Source organism: Pseudomonas sp. MS01C9 (assembly GCF_058202755.1).
Map to the genome: position 1 here is coordinate 4,023,635 of NZ_CM177073.1, position 17,954 is coordinate 4,041,588.

Consider the following 17,954-nt stretch of genomic DNA (forward strand, 5'->3'; position numbering starts at 1 on the left):
GCGGATCAGCGAGTACCGCGACGGCTCATGAACGCCAGGCGCTCCAGCAGTTGCACGTCCTGCTCGTTCTTGACCAGTGCGCCGGCCAGCGGCGGGATGGCCTTGGTCGGATCGCGTTCGCGCAGCACCGCTTCGCCGATGTTGTCGGCCATCAGCAGCTTGAGCCAGTCCACCAGTTCGGAGGTGGAAGGTTTCTTCTTCAGGCCCGGCACCTTGCGCACGTCGAAGAACACGTCCAGCGCTTCGCTGACCAGGTCCTTCTTGATGTCCGGGTAGTGCACGTCGACGATTTTCTGCAGCGTGGCGCGATCGGGGAAGGCGATGTAATGGAAGAAGCAGCGGCGCAGGAAGGCGTCCGGCAGCTCCTTTTCATTGTTGGAGGTAATGATGATGATCGGGCGCTGCTTGGCCTTGATGGTTTCGTCGGTCTCGTAGACGTAGAACTCCATCTTGTCGAGTTCCTGCAGCAGGTCGTTGGGGAACTCGATGTCGGCCTTGTCGATCTCGTCGATCAGCAGGATCACCCGTTCTTCGGACTCGAAGGCTTCCCACAGCTTGCCTTTCTTCAGGTAGTTGCGCACGTCGTGGACCTTGTCCACGCCCAGCTGCGAATCCCGCAGCCGGCTGACCGCGTCGTACTCGTACAGGCCCTGGTGGGCCTTGGTGGTGGACTTGATGTGCCAGGTGATCAACCGCGCCCCGAAGGACTGCGCCAGTTGTTCGGCCAGCATGGTCTTGCCGGTGCCCGGTTCGCCCTTGACCAGCAGTGGCCGCTCCAGGGTGATGGCGGCGTTGACGGCCAGTTTCAGGTCATCGGTAGCCACATAGGCGCTGGTGCCTTCGAACTTCATCTGCGATTCCTCGAACGGGAGCGCCGGCCTGGACGAGGCGGGGCGCGAAATAAATGCCATGCCCGACTATAACGCGACGTCCCGCCGACTGTGAACGCAGACGCTGTATTCAGTCTCTGAATGGAGCGTCACATGCTGACTCAGTCTCGGCGTATCTGCATGGGGCTACCCTCGCCACAGAAAGACGCAGACCTTACTCGGTCGAGGGTGCCGGTTGTTCATAGCGGGCGTTGAACGCCTGGACGAAACCGTTGCGCAAGATCTGCAGGAAGGCCTCGAAAGCGCTGATGTCCTGCTGGTGGACGTTGCCGCTGAGTTCCACCCGGGTGGCGAACTGGTTCTTGCGCTGGTTCTTGAGCGCCGTCTCGCCCGTGCCCACCAAGGCTTCCCAGACCGAGCGAAAGATGTTCTTTTTTTCGTTCTCCACATCCTGCTGCCAGTCGAACACATCCACGTCCCGCAGCAAGGGCTTGATGTAGCCGCTGAGCCTGGCGTTCTCGGCTTGCGCCTCGATCACCAGGTCGCCATGGCCGGCATTGAAATCGAATTTGCCGTAGGCCGCGGCGAAGTCGTTCAGGCGCTTGAGTTCGATGTTCCTGGCCCGCAGGCGGAACTCGAATTCCTCGAAATTGCTCAGCGGGTCGAACGTGGCCTGGACTTCCAGCGGGGCGTGCTCGGCCACCAGCGCCTTGCCCTCGAAGCGGGCGTCGCGCTTGCCCTCGGTGTCCACCACGTTGGTCAGGTTATAGAAACTGGCGTTGACGTTGGTGGCCCGCAGGTTGACCGGTGGCTTTGAATTGAAATTGCGGAAGGTGACCTTGCCGTCGTTTAGCCTTACCTCGTTGAGGGTAATGGGCAGCAGCTTGCCCAATTGTTCGCGCCAGTCGGTGCCCCGGCCGGTCTGGGAATTCTGGCGGTTGGCCCCGCCGTCGACGAAGTTCACCTCGGGGTGGGTGAACTCCACCTGTGCCACCACCGCATGGTCGTACCACAGCGAATGCCAGCTCACCGACAAGTCGATCAACGGTGCATCGACGAACGGCACCGGGACCTTGCCGTCGACCTTGACGATCTGCAGGCCGTTGATGCGGTAGGCCCCGCGCCAGAGCGCCAGGTCCACATCGGCGATCCGGCCACGGTAGTCGCCCATGTCGGCCAGCCGATCGTTGAGGTAGTCGCGCACCAGGTAAGGCAGGGCCAGGTGCAGGGTCACCAGCAGCGCAACGATGGCGGCGACGGCCCACAGTGGCCAGCTGTATCGACGTTTCATGTCATTGAGTCTCCAGCCTGTTCTTGAGAACACCCCCAAAGCCATTGACTGTCGTGACAGGCGGACGTTCGGTGCAACTGGACGCCCAGGGGCAACAGGCATACCTTTAGTCGCTTGAATTCACGCCGCATTAAGGACCCAGCCATGAGCCGTATATACGCTGATAACGCCCATTCCATAGGCAATACGCCATTGGTGCAGATCAACCGCATCGCCCCGCGGGGCGTGACCATCCTGGCCAAGATCGAAGGGCGTAACCCGGGCTATTCGGTCAAGTGCCGGATCGGTGCGAACATGATCTGGGACGCGGAAAGCACGGGCCGGCTCAAGCCGGGCATGACCATTGTCGAGCCCACCTCGGGCAACACCGGCATCGGCCTGGCGTTCGTGGCTGCGGCCCGTGGTTACAAGCTGATGCTGACCATGCCGGCGTCCATGAGCATCGAACGACGCAAGGTGCTCAAGGCCCTTGGCGCCGAGCTGGTGCTGACCGAGCCGGCCAAGGGGATGAAAGGGGCCATCGAGAAGGCCACGCAAATCGTCGCCAGCGACCCCGACACCTATTTCATGCCCCAACAGTTCGATAACCCGGCGAACCCGGCCATCCACGAAAAAACCACCGGCCCGGAAATCTGGAACGACACCGATGGCGCAGTGGATGTGTTGGTCGCGGGCGTGGGCACCGGCGGAACCATTACCGGGGTTTCACGGTATATCAAGAACACTTGTGGCAAGCCGATCCTGTCGGTGGCGGTGGAGCCCGAGAGTTCGCCAGTGATCACCCAGGCGATGGCAGGCCAGGAAATCAAGCCAAGCCCCCACAAGATCCAGGGAATCGGGGCGGGATTCGTGCCGAAGAATCTCGACCTGACGATGGTCGACCAGGTCGAGCGGGTCACCGACGACGAATCCAAGGCCATGGCTTTGCGACTGATGCAGGAGGAGGGAATTCTCTGCGGCATCTCCTGTGGCGCGGCGATGGCCGTGGCTGTGCGCCTGGCGGAAAAACCGGAGATGCAGGGCAAGACCCTGGTGGTGATCCTGCCGGATTCCGGCGAGCGGTACCTGTCGAGCATGCTGTTCAGCGACCTGTTCACCGAACAGGAGACCCAGCAGTGACGTCGGGTTGAAAGCAAGCCTGAGGCGACGAGGGGATATCCCCTCGCCGCGAGAACCAGAGGACAATGTTTGCTGGCGTCAGCCTTGGTTCAGCTGACGCATGCTAGAAGGGTTTATTGCGTTTTACTCAACAGAGAATGTTGCGTCGGACGGTTTTTACCCGGGCCATGAATCTTTACCATGGCCTTCGGCTACGTCGGGCAATTGGCGTCGCTTAAGTTTTTGACAAGGAGTTTGAAAATGACCGTTTCGTTCGTCGCCAAGGCGTCGGTCTTGCTGGTGTTCATAGGCAGTACCCTCTATGTGCACCTGCGCGGCAGGGCACGCCTGCCGGTGTTGCGCCAGTTCGTCAACCACTCGGCGTTGTTCGCCCCTTACAATGCCTTGATGTACCTGTTCTCCGGAGTGCCTTCCAAACCCTATCTGGACCGCAGCAAGTTCCCGGAACTGGATGTGCTCAAGGACAACTGGCAGGTCATTCGCGACGAGGCCATGCGCCTGTTCGACGAGGGATACATCCGGGCCGCCGAAAAGAACAACGACGCCGGCTTCGGCTCGTTCTTCAAGAAGGGCTGGAAGCGGTTCTACCTCAAGTGGTACGACAAGCCGTTACCGTCGGCCGAGCAGCTGTGCCCCAGGACCGTGGAATTGGTCAACCGCATTCCCAACGTCCGGGGCGCCATGTTCGCCCTGCTTCCGGGTGACAGCCACTTGAATCCCCATCGCGACCCGTTTGCCGGCTCGCTGCGCTACCACCTGGGGCTTTCCACACCCAACTCCGAACATTGCCGGATCTTTGTCGACGGCCAGATCTACGCCTGGCGCGATGGCGAAGACGTGATGTTCGACGAAACCTATGTGCATTGGGTCAAGAATGAAACACCCCAGACCCGCGTGATCCTGTTCTGTGATGTCGAGCGGCCGCTGAAAAGCCAACTGATGACGCGCCTCAACCGCACCATCAGCGCCTTCCTGGGACGTGCCACCGCGCCGCAGAACCTGGACGACGAACATGTCGGCGGTATCAACCGGGCCTATGCCTGGAGCAAGTCGTTCAGCGACGGTATCAGTGGCCGGGTCAAGCAGTGGAAGCGCCAGCATCCCAAGGCCTACCGCGTGATGCGACCCGTACTGGCGGTAGCGGTGCTGACGGCATTGGGCTACTGGTTGTTCGTCTGAGCATTGCATTGCACCTCGAGCGCTGGTTATAGTCGGCGCTCTTGGGTTATCAAACCCATCCTTCCAGAGATCGACTCATGTCTGTATCCCCTGTCATCGCGGTTGTGGTTCCAGCGTTGAACGCTGGCGTCGTGCCGTGCGGGGACCAGCAGCGTGGGCAGATCGGTCAATACCCTCCACCTGTCAGTAGCCCTGCGGTGTACGCCGTCGTATCACCGCCAGGTGTTGGCGTTCAGGGCTGATCGGCCGTCGTTGCCGTTCCCTGTGCCCGCCTGAAAAAACTACTGGACTTCAGCTTCGGCTGAGTTGGCTCTTTGCCTGATAACAGGTGGTATTCATGTTTTTCCTTTCCAGAAACGCCTTATTGGCGGCGGCTTCCACGAGCCTGTTCGTCCTGCTGTGGAGCAGCGGGGCGATCTTTTCCAAACTGGGCCTGGCCCATGCTTCGCCCTTCGCGTTCCTGCTGATCCGCTTTGCCATCGCCCTGTGCGCCTTGGTGGTCTTGATCCCGGTGTTCAAGTTCAAATTGCCCAAGGCGGGCCAACCGATGTTGTACGCAACGGCCACCGGGCTCGTGCTGTTGGGCGCCTATCAGATTTTCTATCTGTTGGCGCTGCAGATGAACGTCACGCCCGGGGTGATGGCGACGCTGATGGGTGTGCAGCCGATCCTTACCGTGGTGCTCATGGAGCGCCAGCGCTCCTGGCAGCGGATGTTCGGCCTGATGCTGGGGTTGGCCGGGCTGGTCATGGTGGTGTACCAGGGCATCGGCCTGGCCGGTATGTCCCTGGCCGGGATGCTGTGCGGGCTGCTGGCGCTGTTGAGCATGACGGCCGGCTCGATCATGCAGAAACGCATCACCGACAATCCCTTGGGCACGCTGCCTGTCCAGTACCTGGCCGGGCTTGTCCTGTGTGCGGTGTTCGTGCCGTTCCAGCCGTTTCACTTCGAGCACAACGCGGGTTTCATCGTGCCGGTGTTGTGGATGGCGCTGGTGGTCTCGGTACTGGCGACGTTGTTGCTGTACCGCTTGATCGCACGGGGCAACCTGGTGAATGTCACCAGCCTGTTCTACCTGGTGCCGGCGGTGACGGCCATCATGGATTACCTGGTATTCGGCAACCGGCTGGCGTTGTTGAGCGTGCTGGGGATGGTGCTGATTATCATCGGGCTGGCGTTCGTGTTTCGTAAAAGCCGCTGACCACTAGCGCGAGAGTGACTGTACGACCGCCATCGCAGCGGCCTCGCTCCCACAGGGTGATCCTTGTGGGAGTGGGTCTGCTGGCGATGGCATTTTCAGCGACGCTGAGGCACCTGAACGGACGTCTGGGCCGCCGGTTTCAACACCAGCCACAACGCCGCCGCAATCAACACCCCGCCATACAGGTGTGCCATGCCCAACGGCTCATCCAGCAGCAGCGCCCCCCACAGCACGCCGAACGGCGGGATCAGGAACGTGACGGTCATGGATTTGACCGGACCGATGGCGCTGAGCAAGCGGAAGTAGAGGATGTACGCCAGGGCGGTACACACCAGGCCCAGTCCCAGCAGCGACAGCCAGACGCTCCAGCCGCCCCAGCTGGCCGGTGGCTGGCTGATGACGCTGTAGCCGAACAGCGGCAGCAGGAACACCGTGGCGCCGAACATGCTGCCCAGCGCCGAGAGTCGGCTGTCCAGCCCGCCTTGATGATCGAGCCAGCGCCGGGTGAGGAAACCGGCGAAGCCATAGCAGGTGGTCGCCATCAGGCAGGCGAGGGCGCCCATCAGCAATTGCAGGTCGAAGGCCACCGGACCGGCGCCGGTCAGGATGCCGACGCCCAACAGGCCGAGGAACACGCCACTGACTTTCGCCACGGTGAGTTGCTCGCTGAAGAACAGTCCGCCGATCAGCACCCCCATCAGCGGTGTCGTGGCGTTGAAGATCGCCGAATAACCGGCCGGCAGCACCTGGGCCGCCAGGGAATAGAAGGTGGCCGGGATGCCGGAGTTGATCAGGCCCAGGCCCATCACGACTTTCAGCTTGCCACGAAAATTCCAGTCGATACGCATCAGCGCCAGGATCACCAGCAACCCGACGAAGGCGATGGACACACGAAAGAATGCGGTGGGGATCGTACCGATGACAGGGGCGATGATGCGCATGAACAGAAAGCTCGCCCCCCAGATGGCGGCCAGTGACAGCAGACGCAGGAGATCGACGAGGTTCAAGAGGGGGTTCCTTCCGTGGTTGGCTGGCAAGTGTCGCCCCCGCGAAGACCGATGGCAATGGTTGCGTTGCCGCGCGATTGGCCTCTAAGCTCAGTCGCCAACAATAAATATGACCCGCCGAGGTTCACCCTATGCCGCAACCATGGCCCGCCATCGATATCGCCCGTTCGATCCTCGAAGGCTTCGACGATTATCGGGAGCATTTCCGGCAGATCACCGACGGCGCCCGTGCCCGGTTCGAGCAGGCCCGGTGGCAGGAGGCACAGGCGGCGTCAGCGGCACGAATCAACCTGTACGAAGAAAAAGTCTTCGAAACCGTGACCCGCCTGCGCCAGGCGTTCGATGCCGAAGCGCTGATGGACGTCAGTTGCTGGCCGCTGGTGAAAAGCGCCTACATCAGCCTGATCGACCTGCGCTTCGACGACGAGCTGTCGGAGACCTGGTACAACTCGATCTTCTGCGGCCTGTTCAGCCACGACCTGATCAGCGACGGCACCATGTTCATCCACACCACCCGGCCCAGCCTGCGCCGGGCCCGCGCTGCCCAGACCCGCACCTACAAGCCCCAGGGCCAACTGGACCGGATGCTGGCGAGCATCTTCGCCGATTACCGTTTCAGCGAGGACTACGCCGATCTGCCGGGTGACTTGCAGCGCCTGGAGGCCCAGCTACGAGAGAACCTGCCGGACTGGGTCTGCAAGGACCCGGAACTGACAGTGGAACTGTTTTCCTCGGTGCTCTATCGCAACAAGGGCGCCTACCTGGTGGGCCGGATCTTCACCCGCGATGACCAATGGCCCCTGGTGATTCCGTTGCTGCACCGCGAGGGCCGGGGCATCCAGATCGACGCCTTGATCACCGACGAGGCACAGGTGTCGATCATCTTTTCGTTCACCCGGTCGTACTTCATGGTGGATGTGCCGGTGCCGGCGGAATTCATCGGCTTCCTCAAGCGCATCCTGCCGGGCAAGCATATTGCCGAGCTGTACACGTCCATTGGTTTCTACAAGCACGGCAAGTCGGAGTTCTATCGCGCGTTGATCAATCACCTGGCGAACACCGACGACCGCTTCATCATGGCCCCCGGGGTGCGGGGCATGGTCATGAGCGTATTCACCTTGCCGGGCTTCAACACGGTCTTCAAGATCATCAAGGACCGTTTCTCGCCGTCGAAAAACGTCGACCGCGCCACGGTGATCGAGAAGTACCGGTTGGTGAAGAGCGTCGACCGGGTGGGGCGCATGGCCGATACCCAGGAGTTCGCCGATTTCCGCTTTCCGTTGAGCAAGTTCGAGCCGGCCTGCCTGGAGGAGCTGCTGGATGTGGCGCCATCCACGGTGTCGGTCGAGGGCGACACCGTGTTGATCCGCCATTGCTGGACCGAACGGCGCATGACACCGCTCAATCTCTATCTGGAAAATGCCAGCGAAGCCCAGGTGCGCGAAGCCCTGGAGGACTATGGCCTGGCCATCAAGCAACTGGCGGCCGCCAATATCTTTCCCGGCGACATGCTGCTCAAGAATTTCGGCGTGACCCGCCACGGTCGCGTGGTGTTCTATGACTACGATGAAATCTGTTTCCTGACCGAAGCCAACTTCCGCCACATCCCCCAGCCTCGCACGCCGGAAGACGAAATGGCTTCCGAGCCCTGGTATTCCATCGGGCCGCTGGATGTCTTCCCCGAGGAATTCCCGCCCTTCCTGTTCGCCGACGCCGGGCAACGCAAACTGTTCGACCAGATGCATGGCGAGCTGTACAACGCCGACTATTGGAAAGGCCTGCAAGAGGCGATCCGGGCAGGGAAGGTGATCGATGTGTTTCCATATCGGCGCAAGGACCTGGATAACGAATAACCCGGCAGGCTCCCTCGCCACAAAAGCAGCCTTGACGAAAATCTCCTGTGGGAGCGAGCTTGCTCGCGATAGCGGCATATCAGTCAACATCAATCGAGGCTGAACCACTGCTATCGCGAGCAAGCTCGCTCCCACAAGGGTGTGGCGGTGGGCTGCTTTGCGTGTTCGGCGCAATGGCCGCAAATCTGCGACAATCGCCCCTTGCTCAAACCGATGACCCTTGCGTACCTGATGACTGACCAAGCCCCCGCTATCGACAAACTGCTGAAGAACCTCGACCACGCCATGCTCGCCGACCGTCACCGGTTGCGGCGTCAGTTGCTCGAGCTGCGCAAGAAACCCGACGAGGCGAAACTGGCCCAGTGGGTGACGCGGATGCAGGCGTCGTGCGACCAGGTGCTGGCGCGCAAGGCCAGCCTGCCGGTGATCCGTTATGACGACAGTCTGCCGATCGCCGCCAAGCGCGATGAAATCAAGGACGCGTTGCGAAAACACCAGGTGCTGATCATCGCCGGCGAAACCGGCTCGGGCAAAACCACGCAGTTGCCCAAGATCTGCCTGGAAATCGGTCGCGGCCAGCATGGCCTGATCGGCCACACCCAGCCACGGCGGATCGCCGCCCGCAGCGTGGCCAGCCGCGTGGCCGAGGAACTGGGGACGCCGCTGGGAGCGTTGGTGGGGTATCAGGTGCGGTTCGAAGACCAGAGCGATGCCAACACACTGGTCAAACTGATGACCGACGGCATCCTGCTGGCCGAAACCCAGAACGACCGTTACCTCGAGCGCTACGACACGATCATCGTCGACGAAGCCCACGAGCGCAGCCTGAACATCGATTTCCTGCTCGGCTACCTGAAGACCCTCTTGCCCCGTCGTCCCGACCTCAAGGTCATCATCACTTCGGCCACCATCGACCTGGAGCGCTTCTCCAGGCATTTCGACAACGCTCCGATCGTGGAAGTCTCGGGCCGTACCTTCCCGGTGGAAACCTGGTATCGGCCCCTGACCCTGGAGCAGGACGAGGAAGGCAACCGGGTCGAGGACGACCTGACCGTCGACCAGGCCATCCTGGCCACGCTGGATGAAATCGCCGCCCATGAGCGCAGCGAACGCCGCAGCCCTGGGGATGTGCTGGTTTTCCTGCCGGGCGAGCGGGAAATTCGCGACGCGGCCGAGATGCTGCGCAAGGCCCAGCTCAAGCACACCGAGATCCTGCCGCTCTATGCCCGCTTGTCGCCGGCCGAACAGCAGCGGATCTTCCAGTCTCACCCGGGCCGGCGCGTGGTGCTGGCGACCAACGTCGCCGAGACCTCGCTGACCGTGCCGGGCATCCGCTATGTGATCGACAGCGGCACCGCGCGCATCAGCCGCTACAGCTATCGGGCCAAGGTCCAGCGCCTGCCCATCGAGGCCATTTCCCAGGCCAGCGCCAACCAGCGCAAGGGGCGCTGCGGGCGGGTCGAGCCGGGGATCTGCGTGCGGTTGTACAGCGAGGAGGATTTTCTCGGGCGGCCGGAATTCACCGACCCGGAGATCCTGCGCACCAACCTGGCGGCGGTGATCCTGCAGATGCTGCACCTGCGCCTGGGTGAAATCACCGATTTTCCGTTCATCGAGCCGCCGGACGGCAAGGCCATCAGCGACGGTTTCAACCTGCTGCAAGAGTTGTCGGCGGTGGACCGCAACGGCCAATTGACCGCACTGGGTCGTCAGCTGGCGCGCCTGCCAGTAGACCCGCGTATGGGCCGCATGTTGCTGGAGGCGGCGAAGCTGGGCAGCCTGCAGGAAGTGCTGATCGTCGCCAGCGCCATGTCGATCCAGGATCCGCGGGAGCGTCCGCCCGAGCGCCAGCAGGCGGCCGATCAGGCCCACGCCCAGTGGAAGGATCCGGATTCGGATTTCGCCGGGCTGGTCAATCTGTGGCGTGGTTTCGAAGAACAGCGCCAGGCCCTGACCGCCAGCCCGTTGCGCAACTGGTGCCGGAAGAACTTCCTCAATTACCTGCGTCTGCGAGAGTGGCGCGATTCCCACCGCCAGTTGAGCCTGATCTGCCGCGACATGCAGCTGAGCCTCAACAAGGACCCGGCGGATTACCCGAAACTGCACAAGGCGGTGCTCTCGGGCCTGCTCAGCCAGATCGGCCAGAAAACCGAGGACGGTGACTACCTCGGCGCCCGTCAGCGAAGGTTCTGGGTGCATCCGTCATCGGGCCTGGGCAAGAAGCGTCCGCAGTGGCTGATGACCGCCGAACTGGTGGAAACCACCAAGCTGTACGCGCGCATGGTGGCCAGGATCGAGCCGGACTGGATCGAACCCCTGGCCGGACACCTGATCAAGAAGAACCACTTCGAGCCCCATTGGGAGAAGAAACGTGGGCAGGTGGTGGCCTATGAGCAGATCACTCTGTTCGGGTTGATCGTGGTCGGGCGTCGGCCAGTGCACTACGGCCCGGTGGACCCGGTGGTGTCCCGGGAACTGTTCATTCGCGAGGCCCTGGTGCGCGGCGAGATCCAGTCCAGGGCCAAATGCCTGGGGGCCAATACCCGCTTGCTGGAGCAGCTCGACGAACTGGAGGCCAAGGCCCGCCGGCGGGACATCCTGGCGGATGAGGAAACCCTGTTCGCGTTCTACGACGCGCGGCTGCCCGCCGAGATCCACCAGACGGCGACCTTCGACAGCTGGTACCGGATCAACAGCCAGAAAGACCCGCAGTTGCTGATCATGCGTGAAGAGGACGTGCTGGCGCGCGAGGCCAGTGAGGTCACTGCCGCGCATTTCCCCGACACATTGCGTGTCGGCGACCTGACCTTGCCGTTGAGCTATCACTTCGAGCCCAATCATCCGCGCGACGGCGTGACGCTGCGCGTACCGGCGCCGCTGCTGCCCATGTTGCCGCCGGAGCGCCTGGAATGGCTGGTGCCCGGCATGCTCGAGGCCAAGTGCATCGCCCTGGTGCGCAACCTGCCCAAGGCCTTGCGCAAGAACTTCGTACCGGTGCCGGACTTCGTCAAGGCCGCGCTGCAACGCATCACGTTCGCCGAAGGTTCGCTGCCTCAAGCGCTGGGCCGTGAACTGCTGCGCATGACCGGTGCGCGGGTCAGCGACGAAGCCTGGACGGAAGCCGCGCAGCAGGTGGAAAGCCACCTGCGCATGAACCTGGAAATCGTCGATGGCCAGGGCAAGTTCCTGGGCGAAGGCCGTGACCTGGCCGAGCTGACGGCGCGATTTGCCGAAGCCAGCCAGGCGGCCCTGGCCGTGCCCCAGACGGCGAAAAGCCAGGCGCCGGTGCAAGCCAAGGTGTTCGCGCCAGTGGCCGAGAAAACCCAGCAGCAGATCGCCGGCTTGTCGATGACGGTCTACCCGGCTTTGGTGGAAGAGGGAGGCGTGGTCAAGGAAGGTCGTTTCCCGACCCCCGCCGAAGCCGAATTCCAGCATCGCCGCGCCCTGCAACGGCTGCTGATGCAGCAACTGGCCGAGACGGCGAAGTTCCTGCGAGGCAAGTTGCCGGGCCTGACGGAGCTGGGCCTGCTGTATCGCGAGCTGGGCCGTATCGATAGCCTGGTGGAAGACATCCTGCTGGCCAGCCTCGACAGCTGCATACTGGAAGGCGAAGCGAACCTGCCCCGCGACGGCGCCGCGCTGGCTTCCCTGGCCGAGCGCAAGCGCGGCGGCTGGACCGAGCACGCCGAACGCCTGGCGAAGCTGACCCTGGACATCCTCAAGCTCTGGCACGGTCTTCAAAAGCGCTTCAAGGGCAAGATCGACCTGGCCCAGGCCGTGGCCCTGAACGACATCAAGCAGCAAATCAGCCATCTGGTGTACCCCGGTTTCGTGCGCGAAACCCCGCACCAGTGGCTCAAGGAGTTGCCGCGCTACCTCAGGGCCGTCGAGCAGCGCTTCGAAAAGCTGGGCAGCCAGGTGCAGAAGGATCGGGTCTGGAGCGGCGAGTTGTCGAACCTCTGGGCGCAGTACCAGGCCCGTGCCGCCAAGCACGCCCAGGAAGGCAAGCGCGATCCGCAGCTGGAGGTGTATCGCTGGTGGCTGGAGGAGTACCGGGTATCGCTGTTTGCCCAGCAACTGGGAACCAAGGTGCCGATTTCCGATAAGCGCCTGGGCAAGCAGTGGAGCGTGGTAGAGGGCTGATCGCAGAATCAGGGGGTAGCCCCATGACCCCTGTGGGAGCGAGCTTGCTCGCGATAGCGGTGGTTCAGCTTGCATTGATGTTGACTGATACACCGCAATCGCGGGCAAGCTCGCTCCCACAGGTTTTGTGTTGTAAGTGAGGGAGAATGGGCCAAACGCCAGCGTTTATGGCAAACTTCGCGCCTATAAATGCCGGTCCCGTGGTTTTGAGCTTCAATGCCACGGGCGGATCGGAATAAAGCGATGCCAGGTCTGCTTCCCCAGGATGGGAAAAGACCCTTTGTGTATTGGTACGGTTGTACCAATGCTTTCTGCCTGAACAGATCAGAGACACGACCATGTATAACGTCGTCATCAGTGGCACCGGCCTGTACACCCCGGCCAACAGCATTTCCAATGAAGAGCTGGTGCAATCCTTCAACACCTACGTCGCGCAGTTCAATACCGACAATGCCGAGGCCATCGAGCGGGGTGAAGTGGAGGCATTGACCGAATCCAGCGCAGCGTTCATCGAAAAGGCTTCCGGTATCAAGAGCCGCTTTGTCATGGACAAGGACGGCATCCTCGACCCGCAACGCATGACCCCGCGCCTGCCCGAGCGCTCCAACGAAGAGTGGTCGGTGCTGTGCGAAATGGCCGTCGGTGCCGCCCGTCAGGCCCTGGAACGCGCCGGCCGCACGGCCGCCGACATCGACGGGGTGATCGTCGCCTGTTCCAACCTGCAGCGCCCATACCCGGCCATCGCCATCGAGGTCCAGGAAGCCCTGGGGATCGAGGGCTTCGGCTTCGACATGAACGTGGCCTGTTCCTCGGCCACATTCGGCATCCAGGCGGCAGCCAACAGCGTGCAACTGGGCCAGGCCCGGGCCATCCTCATGGTCAACCCCGAGGTGTGCACCGGCCACCTGAACTTTCGCGACCGCGACAGCCACTTCATTTTCGGTGACGCCGCCACCGCGGTGATCATCGAGCGAGCGGACCTGGCGACGTCGCCGTACCAGTTCGATGTGGTCAGCACCAAGCTGCTCACCAAGTTCTCCAATAACATCCGCAACAATTTCGGCTTCCTCAACCGTGCGGCAGAAGAGGGCATCGGCACCCGGGACAAGCTGTTCGTCCAGGAAGGTCGCAAGGTCTTCCGTGACGTCTGCCCGATGGTGGCCGAGCTGATCGGGGCTCACTTGGAAGAAAACCAGCTGAACGTCGGCGAAGTGAAGCGTTTCTGGCTGCATCAGGCCAACCTGAGCATGAACCAGCTGATCGTGCGCAAGCTGCTGGGGCGCGAGGCCACCGAGGCGGAAGCACCAGTGATTCTCGATACCTACGCCAACACCAGCTCGGCCGGTTCGGTGATTTCGTTTCACAAGTATCAGGACGACCTGCCCAGCGGCTCGGTCGCGGTGCTCAGCTCGTTCGGCGCCGGCTATTCGATCGGCAGCGTGATCCTGCGCAAGCGTTGATCCACACTTCGGCGAGACGGTTCATTGACGAGGAGATAAATCCCCTCGCCACGAATACATCGTCAGTCTTGCCAGGCAGCGGGGGATTGAATGACGGCCATCGATGACACCCAGCTGCTCCAGCGCCTGCTGGCGGGCGAGCAGCAGGCCTACAAGGAATTGGTCGGCACCTATCAGGGGCCGATGCGCGCCGTGGCCTATGCCATCGTCGGCAGCCGTCATGCCGATGAAGTGGTACAGGACGCCTGGCTGTCGGTGGTGCGAAATCTCAGCGGGTTCCAGGGGCGCTCCAGTCTCAAGACCTGGCTGTTGACCATCACCGCCAACACAGCCAAAGGGCGCTACAAGCAGAATCGTCGCGAGGTGCTGCTCGATGACCTGCCGTCGCCTCACGGCACCGTGGGGGACGATCGTTTCGCCGCCGATGGCCATTGGCTGCTGGCGCCGTTCGCCTGGCATCAGGACTCGCCCGAGGCCTTGCTTACCGAAGGCGAGTTACGTGATTGCCTCGAACACACGCTGCTCAGCCTGTCGCAACTGCAGGGCAGCGTATTGGACCTGCGGGAGCGGCAGGGGCTGGAGTTGCAGGAAATCTGTAATCTTCTGGACCTGACGCTCTCCAATGTACGGGTGCTGTTGCATCGCGCACGGCTGAAGGTCTTTGCGACGGTGGAACATTTCGAGGAAACCGGTGAATGCTGACCTGCAAGGAACAAGTAGCGCGCTCCAGCGATTACCTCGATGGTCAATTGACCTTTCGTGAGCGCCTGATGGTGCGCCATCACCTGATGTTCTGCCCCAACTGCCGGCGTTTTATCCGCCAGATGCGCCTGATGCAGGCGACGCTCAAGCGTCTTCCCCAACCCCCCATTCCCGATCTGGATCACCTCGCCGAAAAGCTTGCCGCCGAGCGTCGCCGAAACATCCGCTGAGTCCTGAGAGCCCCTGTGGGAGCGAGCTTGCTCGCGATGGCGGTGTATCAGGCAAAAAGCTGTCACTGACATGCCGCTAGCGCCAGCAAGCTCGCTCCCACAAGGGCTGGCCGTGGTACTGGTTATTTCAATTCGAAGTAAAAAGTTCCGCTGTCATGAAATCTTTATGTGATGGCAACTTGCCTGACACAACCCGCCGCCAAGATCCCCTCCCAACACCAGCGGGCCCGTTTCCGCGTGTTTTCTAACGCATAGACTACCAACAGGGGAATTCTTCGATGATCCGTAAGCACTTCGCAGGTTTTGCCGCCAGCGCGCTGGCAATGGCAGTAACCGCCCAGGCTTTCGCCGGTACCGTCACCACCGACGGCGCCGATATCGTGGTCAAAACCAAGGGCGGCCTTGAAGTCGCCACCACTGACAAAGAGTTCAGCTTCAAGCTTGGCGGTCGTTTGCAGGCTGACTACAGCCAGTTCGACGGCATCTACACCGACAACGGCAATTCGGCCGATGCCGCCTACATCCGCCGCGCCTTCCTGGAACTGTCCGGCGTGCTGTACACGGATTGGGCCTACACCATCAACTACGACATGTCCCACAACAGCGGCGACTCCGACAACGGCTATTTCGACGAAGCGTCCCTGGCCTACAACGGCTTCAAGCCGGTTTCGATCAAGGTCGGTCGTTTCGACCCCGACTTCGGCCTGGAAAAAGCCACCAGCTCCAAGTGGGTCACCGCACCTGAGCGCAACGCTGCCTACGACCTGATCGACTGGACCAACAGCCACCAGAACGGCCTGGGCCTGCAAGCCTCCAGCACCTTCGCCGATTCGTTCTATGCCTCGGCCGGTGTGTTCAGCAAGGACACCGACGACACCGACGGCGACAGCGTCAAGCAAGTCAACGGCCGTTTCGTGTTCGCGCCGATGCATGACGCCGGCAACGTGCTGCACTTCGGTGTGAACGTGGCTTCCCGTGACGTGTCCGACACCGTGTTCGACGCGCGTTATCGCTCCCGCCTGGGGATGCGTGGCGTGGAAACCCTCGGCGGCAACGATGCCGGTCCGAACGGCAACCGTCCGGTACTGGGCGGTGCCAACAACTCGCCGGCCGGCTCCTACGACCGTGACACCGCGTTCGGCCTGGAAGCCGCCTTCGCCATGGGCCCGGCCTCGATCCAGGGTGAATACGTCACCCGCAAGACCAAGGCTGACGCCGACGGTTTCGAAGACATCAAGGGCCACGGTTTCTACGTGCAGGGCGCCTACACCCTCACCGGTGAGTCCCGTGGCTACAAGGTCGGCAAATTCGATTCGATCAAGCCTCAGAACAAGTCCATCGGTGCCTGGGAACTGTTCTATCGCTTCGACAGCCTGACCGTCGAGGACGACAACATCACCACGGCCTCGGCCACCCGTGAAGTGGGCGATGCCGAAGCCAAGGTGCACAACCTGGGTGTGAACTGGTACGCCAACGAAGCCGTGAAAATCACCGGTGCCTACATCAAGGCCAAGACCGACAAGGTCACCAACGCCAATGGCGATGACGACGGTGACGGCTTCGTGGTCCGTGCCCAGTACGTGTTCTGAATCGCGCTGACTTGATACAGAGCTCTTTCTTCATCCGTTAAAGCTCCTTTCGACCCCGCTCCGGCGGGGTTTTTTTATGGTGCGCAGGCCGAGATCGGCGATACTCGCCCCATCCGCAGTCTGGAGATCGGGGAACCGCATGCCGCTACACGTCCTGGACAACCTGTCCGCCATCGCGCCTCAAGAGTGGGACGCACTGGTGCCCGCCAACCAACCGTTCCTGCGCCACGCCTTCCTGGGCGCGTTGGAAGACAGCGCCAGCCTGGGCGCGCAATCCGGCTGGCGGCCGGAACATCTGCTGCATATCGAAGAGGGTCGTCTGCTGGCCGCCTTGCCCAGTTATCGCAAGTGGCATTCCTACGGCGAATATGTGTTCGATCATGGCTGGGCCGACGCCTGTGCCCGTGCCGGGATCGACTATTACCCCAAGCTGCTGACGGCGGTGCCGTTCAGCCCGGTCAGCGGTCCGCGACTGCTGGCGGCTCGGGTCGAGGACGGCCTGGAGTTGCTGGCCAGCCTGCCGGGCTACCTGGAAATCGAAGGGCTATCCAGCGCCCATATCAACTTTACCGACGCCTTCACCGACTCGGCGCTGGCCGGGCAGGAGGGCTGGCTGCAGCGAATCGGCTGCCAGTACCACTGGCAGAATCGCGGTTATCGGGATTTCCAGGATTTCCTCGACGTGCTCAGCTCCCGCAAGCGCAAGCAGATGCGCAAGGAACGCGAGCAGGTGGCAGGGCAGGGCATCGAGTTCGAATGGCTCGAGGGGCATCAACTGGATGAGGCGTCGTGGGATTTTGTCTATGCCTGTTACGCCAATACCTATGCGATACGCCGGCAGGCGCCGTACCTGACCCGGGCATTTTTCAGCCTGTTGGCCGAACGCATGCCCGAGGCCATTCGCGTGGTCCTGGCCAGGCAAGGCACCCGGCCGGTGGCGATGGCATTCAGCCTGGTGGGGGGCGACAGCTTCTACGGGCGCTATTGGGGCTGCCTGGCGGAGTTCGACCGCCTGCATTTCGAAACCTGTTTCTACCAGGGCATGGACTACGCCATTGCCCACGGTTTGCAGCGTTTCGATGCGGGTGCCCAGGGCGAGCATAAGCTGATTCGCGGTTTCGAGCCGGTGATCACCCGCTCCTGGCATTACCTGCGCCACCCCGGGTTGAAAGCGGCAGTGGCGGATTTCCTCGCCCGCGAGCATGAAGGCGTGTTGGCCTATGCCGAAGAGGCCAGGATGGCACTGCCGTATCGGCAGTGCTGATATCGGCTGACCGACACCGGCCCCTGTGGCGAGGGGATTTATTCCCGCTGGGTTGCGCAGCAACCCAAAAACCTGAGACTGCGCTC

Annotated in this window: 13 protein-coding genes; 10 read left to right on the top strand and 3 right to left on the bottom strand. The window is 62.0% G+C overall.

The genetic code is table 11. The annotated features are described in order from the left end of the window. Positions 1-5 precede the first annotated feature (5 nt). Both AC1M7R_RS18445 and AC1M7R_RS18450 read right to left on the bottom strand, forming a co-directional pair. A complete protein-coding gene (locus tag AC1M7R_RS18445; protein WP_053155966.1) occupies positions 6-851 on the bottom strand; it encodes an AAA family ATPase in 846 nt (281 codons plus the stop codon). Positions 852-1,044: 193 nt separating this feature from the next. Next, on the bottom strand, positions 1,045-2,121 hold the full coding sequence (locus AC1M7R_RS18450) for a DUF748 domain-containing protein (protein WP_072398726.1): 1,077 nt from the start codon (positions 2,119-2,121) through the stop codon (positions 1,045-1,047). A 144-nt stretch (positions 2,122-2,265) separates the two neighbouring features. Between AC1M7R_RS18450 and cysK the strand changes: the two genes are divergently transcribed. From cysK to AC1M7R_RS18465, 3 genes are all read left to right on the top strand, one after another. After that, entirely contained in the window at positions 2,266-3,240 is a 975-nt protein-coding gene (gene cysK, locus AC1M7R_RS18455; RefSeq protein ID WP_072398727.1) for a cysteine synthase A, read from the top strand. Positions 3,241-3,480: 240 nt separating this feature from the next. After that, the gene (locus tag AC1M7R_RS18460) at positions 3,481-4,419 is read left to right on the top strand and encodes an aspartyl/asparaginyl beta-hydroxylase domain-containing protein (RefSeq protein WP_072398728.1); all 939 of its coding nucleotides are present in this window, start codon (positions 3,481-3,483) and stop codon (positions 4,417-4,419) included. Positions 4,420-4,756: 337 nt separating this feature from the next. Beyond that, positions 4,757-5,620, top strand: coding sequence for a DMT family transporter (locus AC1M7R_RS18465; protein WP_092181680.1), 864 nt, complete (start codon positions 4,757-4,759; stop codon positions 5,618-5,620). A 95-nt stretch (positions 5,621-5,715) separates the two neighbouring features. On the opposite strand, the gene AC1M7R_RS18470 is transcribed toward AC1M7R_RS18465, so the two are convergent. Beyond that, positions 5,716-6,627: a DMT family transporter gene (locus AC1M7R_RS18470; protein WP_072398730.1), complete on the bottom strand. Its 912-nt coding sequence runs from the start codon at positions 6,625-6,627 to the stop codon at positions 5,716-5,718. A 131-nt stretch (positions 6,628-6,758) separates the two neighbouring features. Here AC1M7R_RS18470 and aceK point away from each other — a divergent pair, with 131 nt between their 5' ends. From aceK to AC1M7R_RS18505, 7 genes are all read left to right on the top strand, one after another. Beyond that, positions 6,759-8,480, top strand: a complete 1,722-nt coding sequence (gene aceK, locus AC1M7R_RS18475) for a bifunctional isocitrate dehydrogenase kinase/phosphatase (RefSeq protein ID WP_072398731.1) — start codon at positions 6,759-6,761, stop codon at positions 8,478-8,480. A 231-nt stretch (positions 8,481-8,711) separates the two neighbouring features. Further along, positions 8,712-12,623, top strand: a complete 3,912-nt coding sequence (gene hrpA, locus AC1M7R_RS18480) for an ATP-dependent RNA helicase HrpA (protein WP_072398749.1) — start codon at positions 8,712-8,714, stop codon at positions 12,621-12,623. Positions 12,624-12,961: 338 nt separating this feature from the next. Continuing rightward, on the top strand, positions 12,962-14,083 hold the full coding sequence (locus AC1M7R_RS18485) for a beta-ketoacyl-ACP synthase III (protein WP_072398732.1): 1,122 nt from the start codon (positions 12,962-12,964) through the stop codon (positions 14,081-14,083). Positions 14,084-14,173: 90 nt separating this feature from the next. Further along, complete coding sequence (locus tag AC1M7R_RS18490) at positions 14,174-14,785, top strand: RNA polymerase sigma factor (RefSeq protein ID WP_072398733.1); 612 nt, start codon at positions 14,174-14,176, stop codon at positions 14,783-14,785. Then, on the top strand, positions 14,779-15,015 hold the full coding sequence (locus AC1M7R_RS18495) for an anti-sigma factor family protein (RefSeq protein WP_072398734.1): 237 nt from the start codon (positions 14,779-14,781) through the stop codon (positions 15,013-15,015). Before AC1M7R_RS18490 ends, AC1M7R_RS18495 begins: the two co-directional genes overlap by 7 nt. Positions 15,016-15,293: 278 nt before the next feature. Continuing rightward, complete coding sequence (locus AC1M7R_RS18500; RefSeq protein ID WP_072398735.1) at positions 15,294-16,604, top strand: OprO/OprP family phosphate-selective porin; 1,311 nt, start codon at positions 15,294-15,296, stop codon at positions 16,602-16,604. Positions 16,605-16,743: 139 nt separating this feature from the next. Beyond that, positions 16,744-17,868 (top strand): GNAT family N-acetyltransferase, encoded by a 1,125-nt coding sequence (locus tag AC1M7R_RS18505; RefSeq protein WP_072398736.1) that lies wholly within the window; start codon positions 16,744-16,746, stop codon positions 17,866-17,868. Positions 17,869-17,954: the final 86 nt, after the last annotated feature.

Bases quoted from the DNA above. Each gene is read 5' to 3' on its own strand.
- AC1M7R_RS18445 (WP_053155966.1), bottom strand. From the start codon at position 851: ATGAAGTTCGAAGGCACCAGCGCCTATGTGGCTACCGATGACCTGAAA.
- AC1M7R_RS18450 (WP_072398726.1), bottom strand. From the start codon at position 2,121: ATGAAACGTCGATACAGCTGGCCACTGTGGGCCGTCGCCGCCATCGTT.
- cysK (WP_072398727.1), top strand. From the start codon at position 2,266: ATGAGCCGTATATACGCTGATAACGCCCATTCCATAGGCAATACGCCA.
- AC1M7R_RS18460 (WP_072398728.1), top strand. From the start codon at position 3,481: ATGACCGTTTCGTTCGTCGCCAAGGCGTCGGTCTTGCTGGTGTTCATA.
- AC1M7R_RS18465 (WP_092181680.1), top strand. From the start codon at position 4,757: ATGTTTTTCCTTTCCAGAAACGCCTTATTGGCGGCGGCTTCCACGAGC.
- aceK (WP_072398731.1), top strand. From the start codon at position 6,759: ATGCCGCAACCATGGCCCGCCATCGATATCGCCCGTTCGATCCTCGAA.
- hrpA (WP_072398749.1), top strand. From the start codon at position 8,712: ATGACTGACCAAGCCCCCGCTATCGACAAACTGCTGAAGAACCTCGAC.
- AC1M7R_RS18485 (WP_072398732.1), top strand. From the start codon at position 12,962: ATGTATAACGTCGTCATCAGTGGCACCGGCCTGTACACCCCGGCCAAC.
- AC1M7R_RS18490 (WP_072398733.1), top strand. From the start codon at position 14,174: ATGACGGCCATCGATGACACCCAGCTGCTCCAGCGCCTGCTGGCGGGC.
- AC1M7R_RS18495 (WP_072398734.1), top strand. From the start codon at position 14,779: ATGCTGACCTGCAAGGAACAAGTAGCGCGCTCCAGCGATTACCTCGAT.
- AC1M7R_RS18500 (WP_072398735.1), top strand. From the start codon at position 15,294: ATGATCCGTAAGCACTTCGCAGGTTTTGCCGCCAGCGCGCTGGCAATG.
- AC1M7R_RS18505 (WP_072398736.1), top strand. From the start codon at position 16,744: ATGCCGCTACACGTCCTGGACAACCTGTCCGCCATCGCGCCTCAAGAG.